The sequence below is a fragment of the Candidatus Kaistella beijingensis genome, assembly GCF_020084865.1.
Lineage (GTDB): Bacteria > Bacteroidota > Bacteroidia > Flavobacteriales > Weeksellaceae > Kaistella > Kaistella beijingensis.
The window spans coordinates 1,169,337-1,194,520 of record NZ_CP071953.1 but is presented as its reverse complement, the minus strand read 5'-3'; the positions used below and the strand labels follow the sequence as shown (position 1 = coordinate 1,194,520).

Annotated in this window: 22 protein-coding genes and 1 pseudogene; 9 read left to right on the top strand and 14 right to left on the bottom strand. The window is 36.9% G+C overall.

Annotated elements, in window-relative coordinates:
- The first annotated feature begins 25 nt into the window (after window positions 1-25).
- Window positions 26-1,822: an excinuclease ABC subunit UvrC gene (uvrC, locus tag J4771_RS05565; protein WP_224137247.1), complete on the top strand. Its 1,797-nt coding sequence runs from the start codon at window positions 26-28 to the stop codon at window positions 1,820-1,822.
- On the opposite strand, the gene J4771_RS05560 is transcribed toward uvrC, so the two are convergent.
- From J4771_RS05560 to J4771_RS05535, 6 genes are all read right to left on the bottom strand, one after another.
- Window positions 1,823-2,611, bottom strand: coding sequence for a hypothetical protein (locus J4771_RS05560; RefSeq protein ID WP_224137245.1), 789 nt, complete (start codon window positions 2,609-2,611; stop codon window positions 1,823-1,825).
- A gap of 10 nt (window positions 2,612-2,621) precedes the next feature.
- Window positions 2,622-3,704, bottom strand: a complete 1,083-nt coding sequence (locus J4771_RS05555; RefSeq protein ID WP_224137244.1) for a putative type IX sorting system protein PorV2 — start codon at window positions 3,702-3,704, stop codon at window positions 2,622-2,624.
- Entirely contained in the window at window positions 3,704-4,597 is an 894-nt protein-coding gene (locus tag J4771_RS05550) for a DMT family transporter (RefSeq protein ID WP_224137241.1), read from the bottom strand. Before J4771_RS05550 ends, J4771_RS05555 begins: the two co-directional genes overlap by 1 nt.
- A gap of 404 nt (window positions 4,598-5,001) precedes the next feature.
- Window positions 5,002-6,183: a Na+/H+ antiporter NhaA gene (gene nhaA, locus J4771_RS05545; RefSeq protein WP_224137239.1), complete on the bottom strand. Its 1,182-nt coding sequence runs from the start codon at window positions 6,181-6,183 to the stop codon at window positions 5,002-5,004.
- An 89-nt stretch (window positions 6,184-6,272) separates the two neighbouring features.
- Complete coding sequence (locus J4771_RS05540; RefSeq protein WP_224137236.1) at window positions 6,273-8,477, bottom strand: RelA/SpoT family protein; 2,205 nt, start codon at window positions 8,475-8,477, stop codon at window positions 6,273-6,275.
- 302 nt (window positions 8,478-8,779) lie between these two features.
- Window positions 8,780-9,217, bottom strand: a complete 438-nt coding sequence (locus J4771_RS05535) for a DUF5312 domain-containing protein (RefSeq protein WP_224137234.1) — start codon at window positions 9,215-9,217, stop codon at window positions 8,780-8,782.
- Window positions 9,218-9,387: 170 nt separating this feature from the next.
- Between J4771_RS05535 and dacB the strand changes: the two genes are divergently transcribed.
- Together dacB and J4771_RS05525 are read left to right on the top strand one after the other, a co-directional pair.
- The gene (gene dacB, locus J4771_RS05530) at window positions 9,388-10,758 is read left to right on the top strand and encodes a D-alanyl-D-alanine carboxypeptidase/D-alanyl-D-alanine endopeptidase (RefSeq protein WP_224137231.1); all 1,371 of its coding nucleotides are present in this window, start codon (window positions 9,388-9,390) and stop codon (window positions 10,756-10,758) included.
- A gap of 5 nt (window positions 10,759-10,763) precedes the next feature.
- Complete coding sequence (locus tag J4771_RS05525; protein ID WP_224137229.1) at window positions 10,764-11,933, top strand: sensor histidine kinase; 1,170 nt, start codon at window positions 10,764-10,766, stop codon at window positions 11,931-11,933.
- 106 nt (window positions 11,934-12,039) lie between these two features.
- Here the strand turns inward: J4771_RS05525 and J4771_RS05520 are convergent, their stop codons facing one another.
- On the bottom strand, window positions 12,040-13,650 hold the full coding sequence (locus J4771_RS05520; RefSeq protein WP_224137227.1) for a M1 family metallopeptidase: 1,611 nt from the start codon (window positions 13,648-13,650) through the stop codon (window positions 12,040-12,042).
- 172 nt (window positions 13,651-13,822) lie between these two features.
- Here J4771_RS05520 and J4771_RS05515 point away from each other — a divergent pair, with 172 nt between their 5' ends.
- The 4 genes from J4771_RS05515 to J4771_RS05500 all read left to right on the top strand — a co-directional run bounded on the left by J4771_RS05515 (window position 13,823) and on the right by J4771_RS05500 (window position 16,876).
- Window positions 13,823-14,848 (top strand): glutaminyl-peptide cyclotransferase, encoded by a 1,026-nt coding sequence (locus J4771_RS05515; RefSeq protein ID WP_224137225.1) that lies wholly within the window; start codon window positions 13,823-13,825, stop codon window positions 14,846-14,848.
- A gap of 132 nt (window positions 14,849-14,980) precedes the next feature.
- Window positions 14,981-15,748: a hypothetical protein gene (locus tag J4771_RS05510; protein ID WP_224137223.1), complete on the top strand. Its 768-nt coding sequence runs from the start codon at window positions 14,981-14,983 to the stop codon at window positions 15,746-15,748.
- A 78-nt stretch (window positions 15,749-15,826) separates the two neighbouring features.
- Window positions 15,827-16,441, top strand: a complete 615-nt coding sequence (locus tag J4771_RS05505; RefSeq protein ID WP_224137221.1) for a deoxynucleoside kinase — start codon at window positions 15,827-15,829, stop codon at window positions 16,439-16,441.
- 87 nt (window positions 16,442-16,528) lie between these two features.
- A complete protein-coding gene (locus J4771_RS05500; RefSeq protein ID WP_224137219.1) occupies window positions 16,529-16,876 on the top strand; it encodes an ArsC/Spx/MgsR family protein in 348 nt (115 codons plus the stop codon).
- A gap of 93 nt (window positions 16,877-16,969) precedes the next feature.
- Here the strand turns inward: J4771_RS05500 and J4771_RS05495 are convergent, their stop codons facing one another.
- The 3 genes from J4771_RS05495 to J4771_RS05485 form a co-directional block, all read right to left on the bottom strand.
- Window positions 16,970-17,863, bottom strand: coding sequence for a TIGR01777 family oxidoreductase (locus J4771_RS05495; RefSeq protein ID WP_224137217.1), 894 nt, complete (start codon window positions 17,861-17,863; stop codon window positions 16,970-16,972).
- A 176-nt stretch (window positions 17,864-18,039) separates the two neighbouring features.
- Window positions 18,040-18,345, bottom strand: coding sequence for a DUF493 domain-containing protein (locus J4771_RS05490; protein ID WP_224137215.1), 306 nt, complete (start codon window positions 18,343-18,345; stop codon window positions 18,040-18,042).
- 72 nt (window positions 18,346-18,417) lie between these two features.
- Window positions 18,418-19,101, bottom strand: coding sequence for a DUF4197 family protein (locus J4771_RS05485; RefSeq protein WP_224137214.1), 684 nt, complete (start codon window positions 19,099-19,101; stop codon window positions 18,418-18,420).
- A gap of 88 nt (window positions 19,102-19,189) precedes the next feature.
- Between J4771_RS05485 and J4771_RS05480 the strand changes: the two are divergent.
- Both J4771_RS05480 and J4771_RS05475 read left to right on the top strand, forming a co-directional pair.
- A pseudogene (locus J4771_RS05480) lies at window positions 19,190-20,512 on the top strand (glycoside hydrolase family 3 C-terminal domain-containing protein); the annotation flags it as partial.
- A 210-nt stretch (window positions 20,513-20,722) separates the two neighbouring features.
- Window positions 20,723-22,243: an FMN-binding glutamate synthase family protein gene (locus J4771_RS05475; protein WP_224137213.1), complete on the top strand. Its 1,521-nt coding sequence runs from the start codon at window positions 20,723-20,725 to the stop codon at window positions 22,241-22,243.
- 49 nt (window positions 22,244-22,292) lie between these two features.
- On the opposite strand, the gene J4771_RS05470 is transcribed toward J4771_RS05475, so the two are convergent.
- The 4 genes from J4771_RS05470 to rpsF form a co-directional block, all read right to left on the bottom strand.
- On the bottom strand, window positions 22,293-23,645 hold the full coding sequence (locus J4771_RS05470; protein WP_224137211.1) for a chloride channel protein: 1,353 nt from the start codon (window positions 23,643-23,645) through the stop codon (window positions 22,293-22,295).
- 146 nt (window positions 23,646-23,791) lie between these two features.
- Complete coding sequence (rplI, locus tag J4771_RS05465; RefSeq protein ID WP_224137209.1) at window positions 23,792-24,316, bottom strand: 50S ribosomal protein L9; 525 nt, start codon at window positions 24,314-24,316, stop codon at window positions 23,792-23,794.
- A gap of 104 nt (window positions 24,317-24,420) precedes the next feature.
- Complete coding sequence (rpsR, locus tag J4771_RS05460) at window positions 24,421-24,723, bottom strand: 30S ribosomal protein S18 (RefSeq protein ID WP_034675795.1); 303 nt, start codon at window positions 24,721-24,723, stop codon at window positions 24,421-24,423.
- A gap of 27 nt (window positions 24,724-24,750) precedes the next feature.
- Window positions 24,751-25,092, bottom strand: coding sequence for a 30S ribosomal protein S6 (gene rpsF, locus J4771_RS05455; RefSeq protein ID WP_224137207.1), 342 nt, complete (start codon window positions 25,090-25,092; stop codon window positions 24,751-24,753).
- Window positions 25,093-25,184: the final 92 nt, after the last annotated feature.

Here is a 25,184-nt window from a genome sequence, read left to right as displayed (position 1 = left end):
AAAATCATTTCCCTATTTTTGTAACATGAATTCCCACCTCGAACTTCAACTCAAAACTTTGCCTTCTGATCCCGGTGTTTATCGTTATTACGACAAAAACGGTCAACTTCTTTACGTGGGAAAAGCCAAAAATTTGAAGAAGAGGGTCCTTTCCTATTTCAATAAAAATCTTTCCGGTTACCGAACCAAAATCATGGTCGGAAAAATTTACCGCTTGGAGACAACCGTGGTAAACAGCGAATACGATGCACTTTTACTCGAAAATAATCTGATTAAGGAACATCAACCGTTTTATAACGTGATGATGAAGGACGACAAATCGTTCCCATGGATTTGTATTAAGAATGAAGATTTTCCGAGGATTTTCATGACGCGGACTTTAATTAAAGACGGTTCCGAATATTATGGTCCTTATGCGAAAGTTCGTCCTGCAAAGGTTTTGCTTGATACGATTAAACATATTTACAAAATCAGAACTTGTAATTTGAATTTGGCTCCATCAAAAATTGCGGAAGGTAAATATAAAGTCTGTTTGGAATACCACATCAAAAATTGTGAAGGTCCTTGCGAAATGTTGGAAAGCAAGGAAGATTACGACCGAAAAGTTGAGGCAATTCGTGGAATAATTAAAGGCGATTTTCGGAAAGCTAAAGAATATTTGGTGAAGCAGATGATGAGATTTGCAGAAAATTTAGAGTTTGAAAATGCGCAGGCTGTTAAGGAAAGAATGGATTTGCTCGAAGATTATCAACACAAACACACGGTGGTAAATCCTAATATTGATGAAGTGGATGTTTTTGGAATGACAAGCGACGAAACAGCGGCTTATGTGAATTATTTCAAAATTCAAAACGGAAATATCATCCAAAGTTATACTACGGAAATCAAAAAAGTTTTGGAGGAAAGTGATGAAGATATTTTGGAAGAAGCCATTATCGAAATTCGACAAAAATTTCTTTCAGATTCTAAAGAAATTTTAATTCCTTTTCATCTTTCATTTGAAATTCCGAATGTGAAATTAATTGTTCCAAAAGTCGGCGACAAAAAACGTATCGTGGAACTTTCCGAAAAAAATGCGAAAGAATATCGAATCGAAAAGTTAAAGCAAGTTCAGATTGTTGATCCCGAAAGACACACGAACAGAATAATGGCAGAAATGCAGAAATTGCTGCGAATGCCGACTGAACCGAGACATATCGAAGGTTTCGACAACTCCAATATCCAAGGAACAAATCCTGTTTCTGCATGCGTGGTTTTCAAAGATGGAAAACCAAGCAAAAATGATTACCGAATTTTTCACCCAAAAACCGTAGTTGGAGCGAACGATTTTGCGACAATGGAAGAAGTGATTTATCGCCGCTACAAAAGACTTTTGGATGAAAACGAACCGCTTCCACAATTAATTTTAATTGATGGTGGAAAAGGTCAACTTTCTTCCGCTGTGAAAAGTTTGAAACTTCTCGGTTTATACGGAAAAATAACCATCATCGGTATCGCAAAACGTTTGGAGGAAATTTATTTTCCTGAAGACTCCATTCCGCTTTACCTTGATAAGAAATCTGAGACGTTGAAGATTCTGCAAAGAGTTCGTGACGAATCTCACCGTTTCGGTGTAAAACATCACCGAACGAGAAGAAAGAATTCAACCATCAAATCCGAACTCGAAGAAATTCCCGGAGTGGGAGAAAAATCGGTGGAACTTTTGCTTTCCAAATTGAAATCGGTGAAAAGAATCAAAGAATCCTCATTGGAAACCTTGGAAGAAATCTTGGGAAAATCAAAAGGGAAAGTAGTTTGGGAGTATTTTAATGGAACGGAATAATTATTTTTTTGAAAAAACCTCTCTTTTGAAACTTCCATCAGAATTCGGGATTTCCACCACAATTTTGCCATCTTCCCAATAACCTAAAGTTGGAGTTCCGTTCTCAAGCTGCACCCGGAAAACATCTTTCTTAGCAGAAGCGTTAAAAACCGCATATGGAACAGAATTGTTTGGATTTGCAAGAATAAACTGGTTGGCTGAAATATTAATTTTAGTTAGATTCAAAAGTCCGTTGGTGTAGATTTCGGCTTTATTTTGAATGGTTGTATTGGTTTTCAATTCCGTTTTTGGCGCCGACTTTTCTGTGATCAAAATCTTTTCATCGCTTTCAACAGATTTTGGAGTTTCTTTTACAGCTACTGATTCTGTGGGTTTTAGATTTTCTTCCAACTTCTTTTCCACAGGATTGGAAGCAGCAATACCTTTCGCTGCTTTTTCCAGGGCATCAATCATTCCAGGCTCAAATTCTTTGATGAGCGATTTTCCGACAAATGAAGCCACTGTGATGTTTTTACAGTTCTTAAAGTCAACTTTCACCTTGTTGGTGAACATATTGCTAATGTCAGAAATTTCCGCATGTAAAATTTCACAGGGATTTACCTCAGAACTTTCATTGATGACGAATTTTTTGGTTTTCAGTTTGGAAGCCAGTAAACCGCCTAATCCATATTGATTGATTTTGGAATCTGCAAATTCTTGTGGTATGTAAATATGTTTGTAGTCGGAAATATTTTGGGCAAAAAGGATTAACGAAAAAAGCAATCCAAAAATCTGTAAAAACTTTTTCATAATTTTTTATTTAATTTCTGAAATCCCCCATATCCAATTTCAGGGAGAAAAAATTGGAGTAAAAGTTGGAGCCACCCACTCCGGAATTGGTGATTGCGTAATCTAATGTTAAGCCTTGATATTTAATGCCGATTCCTGCACTTGGCTGAAAGGAAAGTTTACGCTTCAAATTTTCAATATCGGTCACCGTTTGAAATCGGTTCAATCCAACGCGCACAAAGATCATATCCTGAAATTTCAACTCAGCTCCTGCATAAGGCGTAATGCTCGCAAAATCGGTAGAAATCAAAGCTGCAGTTTTCGCAAAATCAATATTTAATCCCGCTTCTGGAAGAAGTTCCAAGTCGCGGTTGATCTCAAAATTTCGGCTCATTCCTAAATTCAGTTTTGGCATCGTGAGTTCCATCCTGTCTTTCGGCGCAGGGTTGAATTCTTCACCATTTACAACGGCTGAAAGTTCTTTTTGATTCACTGTCCAAAAATTCACGGTTGTTGTGGCGTCTCGCAACATTGCGCCATATTTCCAACCTGTATCGGAATTATAGAGCATTCCCAAATCAAACCCAAATCCGAAACCGTTCGCAAATTTCCCTACATTTCGGTAAACCAATTTAGCATTTACACCTACGGAAAGTCGGTGATTTCCACCCGGACGAAACGCATAAGAAACCAATCCTGCATAATCCGACTGCGAAAAACTTGTAATTTTATCGTAATCAATATTTCCTTCCGCATCAATCATTTGGGTGGTGTTCAAAATATTGTCAACGCCTAACCGAACCACCGAAATCGCAAAAACACCGCCCTTGTTGTCGAGTGGTTTTGCATAGGCGAGATAATCATATTTGGCAATGGATTCAAAATATTCTGCGTGCATTGCAGCGCCCTGCCAATCACGGTCGATTCCGATCAATCCCGCGGGATTCCACATTGGGGAATAGACATCTTCTTGGTTGGAAATTACCGCGCCTCCCATCGCTAAACCTCTTGCTCCAGCTCCAATGTTTAGAAATTCGTTGGAATATTTTCGTATGATTTGTGCTTCAGAAAAAATCCCTGAAAGAATGAAAGCTGTAAAAAATATTTTTTTCATCAAAATTCTACTTTTTTGGTGGCTGCATTTTTTCTTGCCTTAATCACGCCGTTTGCAATAATTGCTAAAATCATTATTAATGAAGCGATATAAAAAATTGGGCTCATTTGTTCGGATTCCCCAAAGATAAAAAAAGCAAGGATAATTCCGTAAATAGGCTCCAAATTCACGGTTAAAATTAAGGTGAAAGGTGAAATATACTTCATCAAATTCACCGACTCCAACATTGGAAATGCCGTGAAAACACTTGCCAGTAATATGATTAACGCCAAATCACGGTAACTTATTTCATTCACCTGGAAAATTTGTCCCGTTATCAAATAAAAGACGCTTAAAATAAGAAATCCTGAAAAAATCTCATAGAAAATAATATTTCCCGAACTTGTCTTGCCAAAGATTTTCCCGTTAAAAACCGAGAAAATCGTTCCGAACAGTGCAGTGAGGATTCCGTAGAAAATTCCTTCCTTGTAATGAAACTCTGTTTTGAAAATCAGCCCCATACAAATCACAATCACGATTCCCATCACCACTTCCGAAATATCGATCTTCCTTTTAAAAATAATCGGTTCTAAGATCGAGGCAAAAAGTGTTGATAACGACAGACAACTCAACGCAATAGAAACATTGGAAACTTTGATGGAATAGAAAAAACACAACCAGTGAAAAGCCATAAACCCACCAATCGCCGCAAGTTGAATCAAAAGTTTTTTGGAAATTTTTAAACTTTCCTTTTTAAAAAATCGGATGAAAATATACAGAAACAGAGCCGCAAAAGACATCCTGTAAAAAACTAAAACCTGAGCATTCGCCTGAATTAATTTTCCTAAAATAGCTGTAAATCCCCACAAAAAAACAATGAAATGTAATCGAAAAAGTTCGGATTTGTTGACCATGATAGATGTTGCTTTAAGTTTGCGAATTTACGAAATTGCTTCGAGATGCGGGAGGCGAGTTTTTTTGTTTGAGGGTTTGAGGGTTTGATTGTTTGAGGGTTTGAGGAAACTGCTCATATTTGAGATGACTTTAATTAGCTTAGAAGAAATTCTTTACTTTTTCTTTATCCCGAATCCCGAATCTCGCAACGCGTATCCCGCATTTCGCATCTCCTACAAAAAACCCCGAAAATTTTTTAAACTTTCGGGGCCTTCAAATAATAAACTATTAAAAAAATAAACTAGGAACAGAATTTCAAAAAATTCATGAAACTATTTTAGGATTTGTATATTTAACGGAATCATCAACAAAATATTTTGAGATCTTTCGGCTGTATGTGTTAAATTTTCTTAACAGTAAATATTTATGCTTTAGCAGTTTTTGTTATTTTCTTTTTCCCCACATATCGCAGTAAAGAGTACCCTGCAAAACCTGAAATCAATGATGCTACAAGAACAGCAAATTTTGCTTCATCCTGAATTTCCGGATGACCTTTGAATGAAAGCAGGGCTATAAAAATCGACATGGTGAATCCAATTCCGGCCAGAAGTGCAGCGCCCATAACCTGCGTCCATGAACTTTGATCAGGCAAAGAACTGATTTTCAGTTTGATAAAGATCCATGAAAAAAACGTAATTCCAAGAAGTTTTCCTAAAAACAATCCTAAAATAATTCCGTACCCGAAATTGGTGAAAAGCCCGTCCACCATTCCCGACTGGAATGTAATGTTGGTGTTTGCCAGAGCAAAAATCGGCATGATTAAGAAGTTTACGGGAAGATGAAGTTTCTGTTCTAATTTTTCAAGCGGCGAAATTTCTGTTGTCGAGATGTTGGTAGGAATAGTAAATGCCAACAAAACTCCTGCAATGGTCGCATGAATTCCGGAGTGATGCATGAAGTACCACAAAAATAATCCCGGAATAATATAAAAAATGTGTTTTTTGAAGTTGAAGAAATTTAGTGCAACAAGAATGGTCACCATCAAAGCTGAAAGTCCCAAATAATCCCAATGAATTTGGTCGGTATAAAAAACCGCAATCACCAGAATCGCTCCCAAATCATCCACAATCGCAAGTGCCGCCAAAAAAATTTTCAGGGAGAGTGGAACTTTTCTTCCCAACATTGAAATAATCGCCAATGAAAATGCAATATCCGTCGCCATAGGAATTCCCCAACCTTTTGCGTATTCCGTTCCGTGATTGAAAAGGAAATAAATTGCTGCAGGAACTATCATTCCACCAATCGCAGCAATAATGGGAAGCGACGCACTTTTGAAATTAGAAAGTTCGCCTTCCACAATTTCACGTTTAATTTCTAAGCCGACCAGTAAAAAGAAAATCGCCATCAAACCATCATTAATCCAAATGCTTAATGGATAATTCAGGTGAAAAAGTTCGGTGCCAATATTTTTATCGAGCAAATTCTGGAAAGATTCGCCCAAAGAGGAATTGGCAATTAGCAACGAGATCGCAACGCAGAGAATCAATATTATTCCAGAAGATTGAGAACTGTGGAGAAATTTTTTAAAATAATTGGTGATGGTCAAATGTTTGTATTTTAAAAATTAATAATGAAAAATTAAAAATGGAGTACAAATACGAATTACAAATCTCGAACCTCGTATCCCGTAATTCGCTAAAGTCTTTTCACCCGCGAAACTCCATTAATGTTTTTTAGTTGTTTAAAGGTTTCCTCAAGCTGGCTTCTGTTTTTCACTTCAAGGTTGATATTCCCTAGAAAAACGCCGTTGTTGGATTCAATCGACATGCTTTTCATGTCCATGCTCATATTGTTGCTGATTACGGCGGTAATATCGTTGATCATCCCCATTCTGTCCAGACCTTCGATTTCAATTTTGATACGGTTTTTGAAACTTTCCTCATTCACCCATTTTGCGGGGAGAACTCGGTAATCGTACTGTGCACGTAGATTGATGGCATTGGGACAGTTGTCGTTGTGTACTTTAATACCATCCGAAATCGTGATAAATCCAAAAATTTTATCACCTGGAATCACGTTGCAACATTTCGCAAAGGAATAATTCATTTTTTCCTCATCTTTCCCGAAAACAATCATGTCGAGATTGGTTTCCGGAGCTTCCTCGTACAACTGATTTTTTGTTGGAGACTTTCTTAATCTGTTGAGAAGATTGTTGAAAACACTTTTGCTCTCAATGTATCTCCTAAGGTCTCCCGTATCCAAAGTTCCATCCTGAAAAGCCATAAACAATTCCTGCGAAGTCTTCAGGTTGAAAAATTTTTGCATCTTGTTGATTTCCTCATCATTGAAGTTTATTTTCGCATGCCGCAATTTTCGCTGCAGGGTTTCTTTTCCTTCTTGCGACGCCTCATTTTTATGGGAATTGAGGTAAGCCTTGATTTTAGATTTGGCTTTGGAAGTAACCACGATATCCAACCAATCCAATTTTGGTTTTTGATTTTGGGAGGAAAGGATATCAACTTGATCACCGTTTTGGAGTACATAAGAAATCGGAACGAGTTTCCCGTTCACTTTTGCGCCCAGACATTTTGTGCCTAAATCGGAATGAACTGCAAAAGCAAAATCAAGCGCGGTAGAACCAATCGGAAGAATTTTAATTTCACCTTTTGGCGTAAAAACAAAAACTTCTTTGGAATAAAGGTTCAGTTTAATATTATCTAAAAGTTCCGTGGTAGAAAGCTCTTGCTGGTTTTCTAAAACCTCGCGGATTTCTGTAACCCAACGCTCAAAATTTTTCTCGTCGGTGTTTTGCCTGAAACCTTCCTTATATTTATAATGTGCTGCGACACCTTTTTCAGCGATATCGTCCATTCTTTCGGAACGGATTTGCACCTCGATCCACTTTTTGTCGGGACCTAAAACGGTTAGATGCAAACTTTCATAACCGGTGGAACGCGGCTGCGAAATCCAATCCCGCATTCTTTGCGGATTACTGTGATAAAGGTCGGTTACGATGGAATAAATTTTCCAGGCAAGAAATTTTTCGTTCTTGGCATCCGATTTATAGATGATTCGAATCGCATAATTGTCAAACACTTCATCGAAAGTCACGCCCTGTTTAAGCATCTTTCTGTAAATCGAGGAAATTGCTTTTGCACGGCCTTTGATGGAAAAATTCAAGCCTTCTTCAGCAAGTTGTTCCGAAACTTCTTTGGTGAATTCCTGCACATATTTTTCACGGTTTTCTTTAGCAAGTTCTAACTTTTCAGAAATGTCCCAATAAACATCAGGATTATTAAACTTTAAAGATAAATCTTCAAGTTCCGATTTAATATTATAAAGTCCCAATCGGTGGGCAAGAGGAGCATAGATGTAAACCGTTTCCGAAGCAATTTTTTTCTGCTTTTCGGGCGTCATGCTTTCGAGCGTCCGCATATTGTGAAGACGGTCTGCAATCTTAATTAAAATCACCCGGAAATCTTCCGAAAGGGTAAGCAAGAGTTTACGGTAATTTTCTGACTGAATCGAAATATTCTGATGGTTCATCACCGAAATTTTGGTGAGTCCGTTCACAATATCGGCAATCTTTTTCCCAAATATTTTTTTGAGGTCTTCGTAAGTATAGTCGGAATCTTCAATAACGTCGTGAAGCAGTGCACAAGCAATAGAAGTCGCACCCAAACCGATTTCGTTCGCGACGATTTTTGCCACCTCAATAGGATGGTAAATGTATGGTTCGCCGGTTTTTCTGCGCTGATCTTTGTGTGCATCCAAAGCAATATCAAACGCTTTGCGGATGAGTTTGTTCTGTTCCTCATCTAACGTTCGGTACGTATTGGAAATCAAGTCTTTATAACGGGCGAGAATTTCTTTGTTTTCCTGTTCTAAATCGTAAACCATTTAAGAAAGCCAATTTATACACGAAAATAAGAAAAAATAGGGAATTTTTTGGATTAAATCTTTATAAAATGAATGCGGATTTATTTTCAGAAAGAATATTACCATTAATTATGATATTCGTCTTATTGATTTCTGATTTGAAATGATAAAGTCTCGCAGATTTAGCAGATAAAATGGCTTTAAAAAATATGCGCAATCTGCTAAATTTGGGAGAATAATGACTTGATATGCAAATTTTCGAGAAAAATTAAAACAATGAAAAATCCGCTTCAAAAATGAAGCGGATTAAAGAAAATGGTTACTTAATTTTTACCGAAAAAGACTTCCGAATTAATGCCTCTGGATGTTTTTCTTGTTTGTATTTCCGGTGAAGAAAATATTTCTGATTTCGCCCGTAACGAGGCAATTCTTTTCAGGTATTCCAGTGATTTTGCATCTTCAAACCTCATGTTTTCGAAATAGTTTTGATGAATGCTTTCGTTTTGCCTGAAAATATCCCGTGCAATTTCTGTCGAAACAGGGCCTCTCACTTTTACGCTTACCACCAAACTGTCGTCGTCCAAGATACGGTTGTCGTTAAAAAATGACTGCCAAACTGAGGTTTTTACCTCCTTGGAAATTCCTGCATCGGTAAGATACACAATGTAGTCGGAATTCCTAAAACCTGCACGCTCTAAATCATCAGAAATTTTCTGCGACTGACTTTGGCTTTTGAACAAGCCGGTAATAATTGAAGCCATAATAACATGTTTTTATATATTCCGTACAAAGTTTACGAAAAATTTATGAATTTAACAAATTTTTCAGCTATTATTTTTTAAAATTTTATTATTTTTTAAATATGTTGTGAATATTAATGATGCAACACAAAAAAGATTATTTCGTTATATTTGAAAATAAAATTCATACTATGAAGCTGATTCCTATTCTATTGCTCGGTTCACAAGTTTTCTTTGCACAAAATATCGCGCAAAAGTTAGATGCAGCCACCAAAGATCTATTGAATTCTACACCCGCTTATTCTGCAAATCTCTCGGTTTATGTTGCCGACGAAGCGGGAAATTTCATTTATGAATACAAAGGAAATCAGGGACTTTCAACTGCTTCCACACAGAAAATTTTCACGGCTGCAGCGGCTTTGGAAACTTTAGGAAAAAATTATCAGTACACCACGACGGCTTCTTATTCTGGAAATATTTCAGCTGGAAATCTGTCGGGAAATATTTTCATCAGTTCCAACGGAGATCCCACATTGGGAAGTTGGCGCTACGATAACTACAAACCAGAAAACTTTAAACAAAAATTAATTGATGCCCTTAAGCAAAACGGAATTTCAAAAATTTCCGGTGATTTGATTTTGGATGATTCTTACTTTGATTTTCAGACAACTCCCGGAGGTTGGCCGTGGAACGATATGGGGAATTATTACGGCGCCGGAGTTTGGGGATTGAATTGGCGTGAAAATCAGTTCGATATCAATATGAACGGTAAAGAAATTAAAAATTTGAACGTTGATTTGCCAAACGTAAAATGGGTAAATGAAGTGAAAACGGGAGGAAGTTCCGACCAAAGTTTGGTTTTTACAGCGCCTTATTCCGACGTCGCTTATATCAACGGAAATTTGCCTGCAAAAGCGGTTACTGTTTCGGGAGCAACACCCAATCCGCCTTTAACTTTAGGAAGCGAAATTAAAAATTGGCTGAAAGAAGCGGGAATTGATTTCAATGGAAAAATCACTTCCACCTCGATGCAGAAAATTAATGGTGAATATATTCTGGCTGCTCCGAAAAATAACGTACTACTCGAATACAAATCGCCGACTTTGGACAAAATTATTTTTTGGTTCATGCGAAAAAGTGTGAATTTTTATGGCGAAACTTTAATTAAAACATTAGGAAAAGAAAAGAAAAATTCGGGAAGTTTTGATGCAGGAATTTCTTATCTAAAAGATTTCTGGAAAGGAAAGGGAATCAATTCCGCAATGATTAATTTTGCCGACGGAAGCGGACTTTCTCCTCAAAATTATGTTTCAGCAAGAGCCGAAGTTCAGTCACTTTTATGGAGCAGAAAACAGCCTTGGTTCAATGAATTTTTCGATGGTTTCCCAACGCAGGGAAACGGCATGAAAATGAAAAGCGGCACGATGAAGGACACGAAATCTTTTGCAGGTTACCACACTTCCAAAGACGGTAAAAAATATGTTTTTGCAATTATCATTAACAATTATCAAAATTCAAACTTGAGCGACGCGTTGTACAAAGTGTTGAATGTATTGAAATAACAAACATGAGGAAACGGAGTTTTTTTTCGAAAATAAACAATTGGGTCCTTTATATCCTTTTTACCGCAATTGTTTTCGGGATTGCGCTCTATTCCGTGTTTCTGATTAATGAACTGAGACAGCGGGAAACCAACAGAATCAGTGTTTTTGCGGAAGCAATGAAAATTCAGCAAGCCAACAAGGTCATTGATTCAGATACCCAGAATTTACTGTTTACCATTTTTAGGGAGAACGACAAGCTTCCCATTATTGTTACAGATGGAAATCACAAAGCGATAATTGCTGAAGGTTTTTATAGAAATATTCCTGAAGAGATTGTTAACGACCCCAAAAAACTTCAGTGGTTGATTGCCGATATGGAAAGCCGCTACAAACCCTTTGAGCTGAAAATTTCGCAGACCCAGAAGCAGTTCGTGTACTACGACAATTCCCAACTGCTTAATAATTTGCGGTATTTTCCGTACATGTTGGGACTGTTTATTTTAACCTATATTTTCTTTTCGTTTTGGTTTCTTCAGACGATTAAAAAAACCGACGAAGGTTACGTTTGGGCGGGATTGGCAAAAGAAACCGCACATCAAATCGGTACGCCGCTCTCCTCGATGATTGGTTGGATTGAGATTCTGCGCTTGGAAAACGAAAACAGCGAAGGCGTAAAAGAAATCGAAAACGACATCAACCGACTGAAAACCATTTCTGAAAGATTCTCGAAAATCGGTTCTGTTCCGGAACTGAATGACTTGAACATCAATGAAACCTTGCAACAGAACTACGATTACCTGAAATCGCGAATTTCTAAAAAAGTGAAATTCATGTTGGTTCTGCCGCAACAAGAAATCTTGATTCCGCACAACCGAATCCTTTTGAGTTGGGTGATTGAAAATATTGTGAAAAATGCCGTGGATGCAATGAAAGGTGAAGGACGTCTTGAAATTAATCTATACGAAAAAAATAAAAACGTCCTAATCGATTTTAAAGACACCGGTTCCGGAATGACGAATTTCCAGGCGAGAAACGCCTTCAAGGCAGGATATTCTACCAAAAAACGTGGATGGGGATTAGGTTTGTCTTTGGCGAAAAGGGTGATTAAGGAATATCATAAAGGCGACATCAAAATTGTGCACACCGCCGTTGGAGAGGGAAGTACGTTTAGGATTTTGATGAAGAATGGGTGATGGAAAAGATTGTAAAAAAAATTAAATTGCGCCGGAAATTCTTTTTTCTAAAATAGGAAACGAAGAATCAATCCCCAAAAACTGATTTGCCAATTTTTTTAAAGTATTACATCTTTTTATACTCTACATAATAATTCCCGTCCAACTCCACCGCTTTTTTAGATTTCAATTTCAAAGTATGCCACTTTTCAGTCGGCGAAATTTTCTGATTTCCATTGATTATTAAAGGAAGTTTGAAGTTTTCCACTAGATTCGTATAGCGGTATTTTAATACTTTTCCTTTTTGAGAATATTCTAAAATTGGAATTTTGGTCGTCCTTAAATATTGGTTGAAAACAGAGGAGAAGTCGATTCCCGATTTTAGGTTGATATAATCTTCAATCTGTTTCGTGGTCACGGTTTGGTGGTAGAAATCTTTATTCAAACCACGCAAAATTTGTCGGAATTTTTCATCATCATTAATTACTTGGCGAATCGTGTGCAGCATATTTGCGCCTTTGTAGTACATGTCGCCACTTCCTGCTTTTCTCACGCCGTATTTGCCGATAATTGGGACGTCGTTTCGGATGTTGTGTCGCAATCCTTGAACATAAGTTTCTGCCGATTTTTTGTCCATGAATTTTTCAGTGAAAAGCGTTTCCGAATAACAGGTGAAACCTTCATGAATCCACATATCGGCTTGATCTTTTGCAGTGATGTTGTTCGCAAACCATTCGTGACCGCTTTCGTGAATGAGGATGAAATCCCAATTCAAACCAACTCCTGTTCCCGATAAATCTCTTCCCAAATAACCATTTTTAAAGCCATTTCCATACGCAACATTCGATTGGTGTTCCATCCCAAGATGCGGACTTTCAACCAATTTGTAGGAATCTTCGTAAAACGGATATGGGCCGAACCAATATTCAAATGCCTTCATCATCGGTTTTGCTTGGGTAAACTGTTTTTTTGCCTTGTCTAAATTGTAATCCAAAACCCAATAATCCATGTCGAGTTTTCCTTTTTCGCCATCATAAACTTCATTGAAATTCACATATTTCCCAACACTTGGAATAATGGAGTATGTGTTGATTGGATTTTTAACTTCCCAAGTGAAAATGTTTTTACCGTTTTCAGTAGCTTTAGAAATCAATCTTCCGTTTCCTACGCCGACCAAATCTTTTGGAGTAACAATTTTCATCGCGATTCCGTTGTCGGGTTCGTCGCTCCAAATATCTTTTATCGGCAGCCAAACAGAAGCTCCGATTCCTTCCTGTGCAGCGGTGATCCAGGGATTTCCGTTGTTATCTTTTTCAAAAATCCAACCTCCGTCCCAAGGTGCGCGTTTTGCAATAGTTGGATTTCCCGAATATTGAATGGTAAGAAAATGCGTCTCTCCTTTTTTTAAATTTTGATTGGTTTGTATGAAAATAAAGTCTACGTCGCGTTTTTCAGAAGAAATTTTCAAGTCAGAATCAAGGATTTTATATTCCATCGGTTGCTGCAAATCGATTTGAAATGTTGGATTTGAAACATTATTAATAATTGAAAATGTAATTTTATTGGTTCCTGATACGGATTTCTTTTCAAAATTCGGCTCCACGGAAAGTTCATATTTTTTGACATCCCAAAAATTTCTGAATTGCGTATCAGAACCTTTCAAAGTATCTTGTTTACTAAAATTCTGCGCTGAAATAAAGGTTGAAACGAAAACGAATAGAACAAGCAAATTCTTCATTGAAATAATTTTATTACAAAGATAAGATTTTTGTTTACGGTGAATGTACGAATTTAATTTTCAGTCTTTAATTAATTCCTGTATTGGAGGCACAAAAACCACAGCATTTCATTAAAAATTTTAGGCTTATTTTTTGTTGCTAAAAATCAGTATTTTTGGAAAAAATTTATTAATGAAAATCAGAGTTCTTTTAGCTGTTTTTGCTTTCACGTTTCTCATTTCCTGTAACAAGGACAAAGAAATTCTCAATACTTTAAACGAATACAACACCTCGATGGAATCGAAAGGTTATCATTTTGGCGACCGACTGAATTTACCTAAAGAAGTAACCGATAACGCGGAAAGCATTTCCATCAGTTTCGGCGATAAGGAAACCTCGAATTTGGTGGTTGATCCAAAATTTTTCACTTTGGGAGATAATGCCGTAACTTTTAACGTAAAGAAAAAAAGTGGTGAAATTTTGACTCAAGACGCAACCATCAACGTTTTTGCAAAAAATTCGGAAGCAAAACTCAATTATAAGATTGTGAAGGAATATCCGCACGATCCGAAAAATTTCGTGCAAGGTTTTCAGTTAGATGGAAATATAATCTATGAATCCGACGGACAAAACGGTGAGTCTAGAATTTTGAAATATACTTTGGGAAGTACCACTCCAATCGCGTCAACTTCTCAACCTGAAGATGTTTTTTCGGAAGGTGCAACCATTGTGGGCGACAAAATTTATCAGTTGACTTGGCAAAATAAGAAGGGATTTATTTACGATAAAAATTCCCTAAAACTTTTGGGCGAATTTGCTTATCCAAACGTGATGGGAGAAGGATGGGGTTTAACGTATGACGGCAAAAACCTTATCGCTTCCGACGGTACCAAAAATATTTATTTCCTCGACGTTTCTGATCCGTCAAAAATGGTTCGCTACATTTCGGTGGCAGGAAATACCGAAGCTTATGACCAACTCAACGAATTGGAATACCACAAAGGTTTCATCTACGCTAACGTTTGGCAAAAACCAATCATCCTAAAAATTAATCCACAAAACGGCGAAGTCGTGGGGAAATTTGATTTCACCGAAATTGCAAAACTGCACACCAAAGATCCAACAAACGACGTGTTGAACGGAATCGCTTTTAAAGGCGACAATATGTTGGTGACGGGAAAATTATGGTCGAAGATTTACGAGGTTTCGATTGATTAGTAAAAATGTTGGTGCGTAGGTGTGTTCGTGAATGGGTGTTTTAAGAGTGATTTCATTAAGCGGCGAAGCCGCGAAATGTTGGTAGAAAATAATTGGTCTATAATTTTGAGGTGCGAAGCACCGAAATGTTGGTTGAAAAAAATCTTTAAAATATTATCCATCTTTCTTTTCTGCACCATTTCTGCGCAGAAAATCACCTCGATTGATTCTTTGAAGTTAAAAGATGCAAACGATTTATTCGCCGACGATTACGGAAACATCTACCTCTACAAAAACAAAGATTTTTCCTTTACCAAATACGATTCTCTCGGAAAGCAACAGGGGAAATTGTTGCTCACTTTACCCTTTAAAATTCAATTGGTTCAAAATCCGTTAAATATTCCATCGTTTTCTGAAAATGCACAAGAATTGAAATTCTTTGACCAAAATTTGAATTTAATTCAAACCGTCAATTTTCGTCAAAAATTTGGTTTCATCAAAGAACTCTATGTAGAAGATTTACAGCAGGTTTGGCTTTTGGATGAAGCGACAAGAAGATTGATTCAGTATAATTTCAGGACCGACCAAATCATCAATTCTTTCTCGTTTAACATTGATTATGAAAATGTTGCCGATGTTTTGGTTTTTGACAATAAGTTTTATCTTTTGACTAAAAGACATTTTTCTGTTTACGACTTTAAGTCTACAAAACTCTTTGAATCGCCCCTCGAAAATGGAAAACAACTTCGCCGAGAAAACGAAAATATTTTAATCATTGGGAAAAATACCATTCAGAAACTTGAAAATAATTCACTGATAACCATTTTCAAAGCTGAAAATTCACAAATTGTGGATAAAAACTCTTCGGCTTATTTTGAAATCAAAGGCAACAAACTTTATCTTTACCGAATCAATAAGTAATGAATAATCAGCAATCGGTAATAGGTAAAATTCTGCTGAATTTCTTAATTTCTTAATCACTTAATTTTTATTTTAGGCATGCACATTGCGGTTACAGGAAATATCGGCGCAGGAAAAACTACTTTAACTACCATGTTGTCAAAGCATTACGGTTGGGATGCGCAGTTTGAAGATGTAGATCATAATCCTTATTTGGAGGATTTTTATGGCGACATGAGCAAATGGAGTTTTGCGCTTCAGATTTATTTTTTGGGAAGCCGTTTCCGGCAGGTAAAAGAAATTCGTGAGAGTGGAAAAAACATTATTCAGGATCGTACCATTTACGAAGATGCCCACATTTTTGCAGAAAACTTGAATGACATGAACCTGCTTTCTGACCGCGATTTCAAAAATTATTCTTCTGTTTTTGAACTGATGAAAAGTTTTGTTTCTGCGCCTGATTTATTGATTTATCTAAAATCGGATGTTCCTAACTTGGTAAAGAAAATTTACAAGAGAGGTCGTGATTATGAAGCGTCGATATCCATTGAATATCTCTCCAAACTCAACCAGAAATATGAGAAATGGATTTCCAGCTACAAAGAAGGAAAACTACTAATTATCGAAGTTGATGACTTAGATTTTGTGGAAAGACCTGAAGATTTCGGCTATATTTTAGAAAGGATAGAAACGGAATTGCACGGTTTGTTTTAATGAGCAATGAGCAATGTAATAAGTAATAAGCATTGGGATGATTCTTAAAAAACATCCAGCTTACATCACCCAACATCCAGTAATCCAATGATCAAAGTTCTTCACAATAACTCATGTTCAAAATCACGTGGAATTTTAGAATTTCTCGACGAAAACAATGTTCCGTTTGAAATTATCGATTTTGTTGAAAATCCTTTAACGGAAATTGAAATGAAAACCGTTCTGAAAAAATTGAATATGAATGTTCATGAAATCATCAGAAAAAACGAAGCTGTTTTCAAGGAAAAATTTGCGGATAAAACTCTTTCCGATGAAGAATGGATCAAGGTTTTAATTGAAAATCCCGAATTGATACAGCGACCAATTCTCATTAAAGGTTCCGTTGCCATGGTTGGCCGACCGATTGAGAATGTGAAATTTTTTATTGAAAAATGAGGGAAGTGAATTTGCTTCGCAGTGAATTTGAAAAATTTTTAAATTTCTTTTTACGATTTAAATTCACCATTCACAGCAAAGCGAATTGACATTTCACATCAAATCCTCAAACGCTTTTTTAATTTTGTCATATTTAAATTCAAATCCATTCGATTTGATTTTCTCGTTTGACGCTCTGGTTCCTTCCAAAATAATCGAACTCATTTCGCCGAATGCCAATTTCATCACAAAACTGGGAACATTGATCGGAAGAAAAAACTTCTTCGAAACTTTCGCCAATGTTTTCATGAACATTTCATTCGTAGGAATTTCATCGGCAACAGCATTGAATTTTCCATTGAGTTCCGAATTTTGCAACACGAAAATATACATGTTTACCAAATCTTCAACGTGAATCCAATTCATCCACTGCTTTCCAGAACCAACCGCAGAACCTATATTGAAATCAACCGTTTTTTTGAGCATCGGAAAAGCTCCGCCATTTTTTGCCAAAACCATTGAGGTTCTCAAACAAACGATTCGGTCGGAAATTTCAGAGAAATCTTCAGCAGCTTTTTCCCATTCAACACAAAGTTTGGCCAAAAAATCATGTTTTAAGATTCCTGAATTCTCATCCAAAACCTGATCGGAAGTAAAAGTTCCGTAGTAATTAATTCCCGAGGCGGAAATGAATGATTTCAGATGTATATTCCTTTTCTTACAATATTCTTTCAAAAGGTTTGCAGAGTCAATTCGGCTTGAAAAAAGTTGTTTTTTATAGCTTTCAGTCCATCTTTCGCTGATGTTTGCTCCAGACAAATGAATGATGGAATCAAGGTTTTCAAAAGCTTTTTCATCAATGAATTTCTCCTCAGGATTCCAATAAAACTCCTCAGGATTTTCAGTTTTCTTCCGAGTCAAAATTTTGACATTGTGATTTTTTTCTTTCAGTTTTTTAACCAAAGACTTTCCAATTAAACCGGTTCCACCCGTGATAAGGATGTTCATTTTTTATGAGTAATTAGTAATGAGTAATTAGTAATGAGTAATGAGCAATACGCAATGAGCAATACGCAATGAGCAATAAGTAATAAGTAATAAGTAATAAAGATTTTGAGGTAAAAAAAATTATCAATGCATAAGTTATCTTTAAATTTCGATCTCTAGACTTCCATCTTCCCGCTCTACAACATCATCACTCCCGGAATTTTGCCGACTTCTTTGTAGATTTTAATAACTTGATCCGCATCCAAAACAAAGGCATTGATGGTAATTGAAGTGTATTTCCCGTTTTTGCTTTCCTTGGTATTTAAGGTAAATTTTACGTTATCGAAAACACGATAAATTTCTGTGTGTTTGGAATCTTCATTTGTAACGATAAACTTAAACATGTAATCTTCAGGAAAATCGTGGGTTGCTTCCAATTTTTCTTTTAATGAAGCGTAAAATTCATCGGGATTTTGGTCTTTTTGATCTTCTAAAATATTCATGTGATTTGTTGATTTAAGGTTTAAAAAAAATTCCGGATAAAGCCCCGGAATTTCAAAAATAGTTAAATTATTTTATTTCATTCCTCCCAACGAATTTAGAATTTGAGTGGAATTTTGTTGCTCATGACTTTCAATAATATTAAAAAGTCCATTTACCATTTGCTCCGAAGCAAATTTGCTAATTCCGCCCGTAACTGAACTTCCAGAGTTTTGACCTCCTAAAATCGTACCCAAAATATTTGATCCAGCCAAAGCCTGATTAAGTGTTTTCACAATACCAAATTCATTGAGTTTGGCATCCACTTTGGGAGCGATTGCCGCCATTAATTGTTGAGAAGACCTTTCTTTTAAAATTTGTGTCGCAGCACCGCTTCCGCCTTGAACAATTCTTGCAGCATCTTCGGCTGTTAAAGAATTTACTGCATTCACCAATATTGGTTTTGAAGTTTCTACCGTGAAAGCTGCAGCTTGTGCGATATACTGTTTTTCTTTCTGTACCAAATTGCTCAATCCTAAATTGGTAAGCGTGTTGTTGATGCTCTTTAATTGCTGCGGCATTGCAGCTTCAATTAACTGGTTTGCCATAAAACTATTTGGATCACTGAAAATATTCAGTCCTTTAGTGATGCCCCCCAAAAGAATTTGCTTTAAAACGGCTAAACCTACACTTGAAGTTGCCAAAGCAAGGCAGGATTGTGTAGTAGTTCCTAAAGTTGCAATGGCCATGGTAGCAACTAGAATAGTATTTCGTCTCATTGTGATATTTTTTATAAAGTTAATGAATTTCAATCTTCTCAAATATTACGCCAAATATTAAATTGCTTTTGTTTGATGGCGTTTTAACAAAAAATCGCTGCAAGAAGGAAAAGTAACCCAGGCTGAAATCGATTTGGCGGCAAAAAGAATTCTGGAGGCTAAATATGATTTAGGACTTTTCGACAATCCTTATAAATATGGTGATGCAAAATTGGCTCAGAAAGAAGTTTACAGTCTAGAAAACCGAAATATCGCAAGAAACACTGCGGCACAATCGATGGTTTTGATGAAAAATGATAACAATGTACTGCCATTAAAAAAATCGGGAACAGTTGCAGTTATCGGACCTTTGGTAAATAATTCGCTGAACATGGCAGGAACTTGGAGCGTCGCTACAAAACATGCGAACGCAGTTTCGTTGATGAAAGGTTTGCAGGATAACTTTGGGAAAGACGTGAAGTTTCTATCCGCAAAAGGCGCAAACATTGATTACAGCGAAAAACTCGAAAGCATTTACGCAGCTCACGGAAAATTGACGGACAGAGATAATCGTCCCAAAGAGGTTTTGTTAAAAGAAGCTGTAGATATTGCCAATCAATCAGATGTCATTGTTTTGGCAATCGGTGAGTCTGCCGAAATGAGCGGCGAATCCTCTTCAAGAACAGAAATTACCATTCCGCAATCTCAAGTTGATTTGTTAAATGAGTTGAAAAAAACAGGAAAACCAATTGTAATGGTACTTTTCACGGGGCGACCTTTGGCTTTAACCAATGTTAAAGAAACTCCGGATGCAATTCTGAACGTATGGTTTGCAGGTTCAGAAGCCGGAAACGCAATTTCGGATGTACTTTACGGAAAAATAAATCCTTCTGCGAAATTGCCGGTGACTTTCCCAAGAAGTTTGGGGCAGGTTCCAATTTATTATAACCACAAAAATACAGGTCGGTCTTTAAGCCAAGAAAAAACGGACAAGTGTGAATTTGAAAGATTCCGCACCAGTTATATGGATGAATGCAACACGCCACTGTATCCGTTCGGTTATGGATTGAGTTACAGCAAGTTTACCTATTCGCCAATTTCTGTTTCCAATACAAATCCTGTCGGAAATCAAACGATTCAAGCGTCGGTAATTGTTACCAATTCAGGAAATTTTGATGGAGCAGAAGTTGTTCAACTCTACATTCGAGATTTGGTTGGAAGCATAACAAGGCCTGTAAAAGAGTTGAAAGGTTTCCAAAAAATCTACTTGAAAAAAGGAGAAAGCAAAAAGGTAACTTTCAATATTTCAACAGAAGATTTGAAGTTTTACAACAATTCCTTGAAGTACGACTGGGAATCGGGGGAATTCGACATCATGATTGGTACCAATTCAGAGGATGTTCAACACCAAAAAGTGACCTGGAGCAGATAATTAGCACAATTTTTTTCGTAGAGAAATATGCCCTTTCTTATGGAAAGTTAAATTTTTATATGCTTTACTCATGATTTTTTTTATGATTAATTAGAATCTTAAAATTTTCCTTAAATTACTGATAAACAATAAAATGCTTCTTTATGAAAATGTTTTTTTCATTGGCTTTTTATTATTAATTTTACGGAATTCATAAAAATTAGTTTTGTAATGAGAGACAAATTCATCAAGTGGGGAATTGTATTTCTAATTGTGATTTGGGCAATTTCGTTGCTAATCAAGGCGCATTATTGGATTCCTATTTTATTAACATGTATTTATGCATTGGGATTGTATAATGCATATCAAACAAAACATGCCATCCTTCGGAACTTTCCCGTTCTTGGATATTTCCGTTATTTCTTTGAAAGTATTTCGCCAGAAATGCAACAATACTTCATCGAGAGAGAAACCGATGGAAAGCCTTTTCCAAGAAATGAGCGTTCTGCGGCTTATCGTAGAGCAAAAAACATCAGTGATACCGTTCCTTTTGGTACGCAACTTAATATCAACAACAGAAAATACGAAGGAATCAAACATTCCATCTACGCAAAATCTCCGAAAGAAGAATTGCCTAGAGTCTGGGTAGGAAACGAGCAGTGTACTCAAAAATATCACGCCTCTATTTTTAATATTTCTGCAATGAGTTTCGGCTCGTTGAGTGACCGTGCGCAGATTTCTTTGAACAGAGGTGCGAAAAAAGGAGGGTTTTTCCACAATACCGGTGAAGGGGGGATTTCTCCTTATCATTTGGAAGGAGGCGATTTGTGTTGGCAAATTGGGACAGGATATTTCGGATGTCGTGATGAACAGGGAAAATTTTCACCTGAAATTTTCAAGAAAAATGTTTCCATTCCGAATGTGAAAATGGTGGAAATTAAACTTTCACAGGGAGCAAAACCAGGTCACGGTGGAGTTTTGCCGGGATCTAAAAACACTCCGGAAATTGCGGCGATTCGTCACGTGCAACCAGGATTGACAATTATTTCTCCGCCATCGCATTCCGCGTTTTCAAATGCTGCAGGATTATTGAAATTTGTGCAGGAATTAAGAGAATTATCGGGTGGAAAACCAATCGGATTCAAACTGTGTATCGGTGATACGAAAGAATTTGAAGACATCTGCGTTCAAATGAATGTGTTAAAAATTTACCCTGATTTCATCACCATCGATGGAGCAGAAGGTGGAACCGGAGCTGCACCGCCGGAATTCTCAGATGGAGTAGGAATGCCGCTTGAACCTGCCTTGATTTTCGTGAACCGTACTTTAAACAACTTTAACTTAAGAGATAAAGTAAGAATCATCGCAAGTGGAAAAGTTTTGACTGCATTGGATATTTTACGAGCCATCGCAATGGGAGCGGATATGTGTAACAACGCAAGAGGATTTATGTTTGCATTGGGTTGTATTCAGGCTTTAAGATGTAACAACAACAGTTGTCCGACCGGAGTTGCAACACAGGATAAAATGCTCATCAAAGGTTTGGATGTTACCGATAAAAGTGAGAGAGTTTACCACTTCCATAAGAATACGCTTCACACTTGCAACGAATTAATCGGGGCTGCAGGAAAAGATTCTTACGAAGAAGTAGATGCGTCGATGTTTATGAGAGGTGATGAATTCGAGAAATTATCTGATCTTTACTTCCCCGATATTTTAGGAAATGTAAAAATTCCTTCAACAAGATATTAAAACTAATTCTTAAAACCCTTTCAATTTTGAGAGGGTTTTTTATTTTTAATCATTTTTCCTCTTTTCGAAGTTCTTCGAGATAAGTGTTTTTCAGCGAATCGTATAAGGAATTTTTACTCACCATTAAAGAAATCAGCGACGAAACCATTCCTGCAAGCATCAAGTGAAAAATTAAGGAATGTCGATCCGTCATTTCCAAAACGATGATGGCAGAAGTAAATGGCGCTCTTGTAATTCCGGTGAGAAATGCGACCATTCCTGCTAAAATTACGACGTTGGTTTCATTTGGTGTTAAATGAATCCAACCGGAAATTACGGAACCAATACTTGCTCCCGCTGAGAGTGCAGGTGCAAAAATTCCGCCCGCTCCACCGGAGGTAAACGATAAAGCAGGACCAATCATCCTAAAAAAGGGAACGTACCAATCTTCATGTTTATTTTCAGTAAAAAGGGTTCGCTCCATAATTTCTTTTCCAGAACCTAAAATTTCTCGGTTCACAAAATAAGCGAGTGAAGCAATGATTAAGGCGGAAATGACCAGAAAAATAATGTGGGCTTTGTTGGTTTTCAATCTTTTTTTCCATGAACTTATTTTCAACATCACTACCGAAAGCTGACTTGCAAAAATCCCAGAAATTCCAGCCACTAAAATCACGGGAAACATTACAGTAAGGGCAACATCCGCCGTTTTGGGATAGCCTAAATAAAGGTAAGATCCTGCCAAAGTTTGCGCCGTTAAACCCGCAATTATTACCGCCGTAAACAAAGCGGTTTTAAAATAATTGATGTGTGTTTTGGATAGTTCTTCCACCGCAAAAACAATTCCGCCAAGCGGAGTGTTAAACGCCGCAGAAAGTCCTGCCGCAGCGCCCGTCATAATCATATTTTTCTTGGAAATTTTCGGCCACCAATCAGGAAGATATTCATTAACTTTACGGAAAACAGAACCTGCAATTTGAATGGTGGGTCCTTCTCGACCAATCGCTCCACCTCCGATAATTAAAGCCAAACTCGATAAAATCTTAAAAACAAGAATTTTTAAACTCAAAAGATTTCGGATTTTGGTGTGTTCTTTCGGATTTGCCAATTCTACTGCCGCCATCACTTGCGGAATGCCACTTCCTTTTGCATACGGTGCAAATTCTTTAACCAACCACCACGAAAGTACAAAACCAATCGGAGCTATAATAAAAATCATCCACGAATTCCAGTCCATGATGAGGTTCATCAGTTTTTCGCCCCACATGAAAATTTTGGCGTACATCACTGCGAAAACTCCCGTAATCAGCGAACCAATCCAAAACGGAATGGCCTGCAACAGGTTATGTTTCAGTTTTTCATTCCGAAGATTGTCGAATGATTTTTTTATACTTCGCCGGAAGTAAATGAAAAGTCGCAGCATCAAACAAATTTATCATTTATTTTTAGAAAATTCGACTGCTTAGATTAATAAACAAAATATCCGATAAAAATAATTTACCGGATTTATATTGATGGGTTCCCCTTTTTCAGAGGGGTTTCTATATCGGAGATTTAGACGAGTTGTCTTTAAGCTTCTTCAGTAGTGGCTTCAGTTTCTTCAACTTTTTTAGGAGCTGGAGCTGCTTTTGGAGCAACTTCAACCGGAGCGTCAGAAACTACGTCGAATTCGAAATTGTGCTCTACATTTCTGTGAAGTCTGATTAATGCAGCAAATTTACCTGTTCTCTTAATCGTGTTTCCAGGAATTTTGATGTATTTTTTATCCACTTCAACACCTGCTTTTGCCAATTCTTCAGAAAGGCTTGCATTGTTGATTGATCCGAAAAGTTTGTCACCTGCACCAACTTTGGTAGCGATCGTGATGTTGGTTTTCTTCAATTGATCTACGATTGCGTTTGCAGAAGCAACCAATTTAGCTTCCTCTTCTTTTCTTGCCTCTAAAGTAGCTTCAAGATTCGCTTTGTTTTTTGGAGTTGCCAAAACTGCCAAACCTTGCGGTAAAAGGAAGTTTCTTGCGTAACCAGGTTTTACACTTACGGTATCGAACTCAAGTCCTAAGTTTTCTACGTCTTTTTTTAGAATAATGTCCATTGTTGTCCTTTTTGTATTTAAAAGTTAGGTGCGTTTTTCGCAACCAACAAATTATTTAATAATTTTTAAAAGCTGACAGCTGATTGCCGAAAGCCGGTTGCATTTTACTTAAGCAAATCCGCTACATAAGGCATCAAAGCCAAATGTCTTGCCCTTTTGATTGCAGAAGAAACTTTTCTTTGGTATTTCAAAGAAGTTCCGGTGTATCTTCGTGGAAGGATTTTTCCCTGCTCGTTTACGAACTGAAGAAGGAAGTCTGCATCTTTGTAATCTACATGCTTGATTCCGTATTTTTTGAATCTACAGTATTTTTTTTCAGATTTTGTGTTGATATCAAGTGGAGTAAGGAATTTTACTTCAGATTCACCTCCAGCTGAGGCTTGTTTAGCCATATCGTCTATTGCCATTTCTTTAAATTTTTTAGAGGGTTAAAATTAAGCTTTTGCAGTTTTTACTTTGGTTCTTCTTGTTACCGCATAATCTACTGCGTGTTTATCAAGTTTTGTAGTAAGGTAACGAATTACTCTCTCATCACGCTTGTAAGCAGTTTCTAAATCTGCAACTACATTTCCTTCACCTTTGAATTCGATCAAAGTGTAGAATCCATTCTTTTTTAATTGAATCGGATAAGCCAATTTTTTCAGTCCCCAATTTTCTTTGGCAACGATTTCGCAATTGTGCGACTTTAGTAAGTCTTCAAACTTTTTTACTGCTTCCTCCACCTGTGCGTCAGATAGAACGGGAGTTAAAATGAAAACAGTTTCGTAATTGTTCATAATGTTAAATAAATTTGTTAATTATTTCGAGGTGCAAAAGTAGTAATTATTTTGTGATCTCACAAGGTTTCAGTACAATAAATAAAAAAATA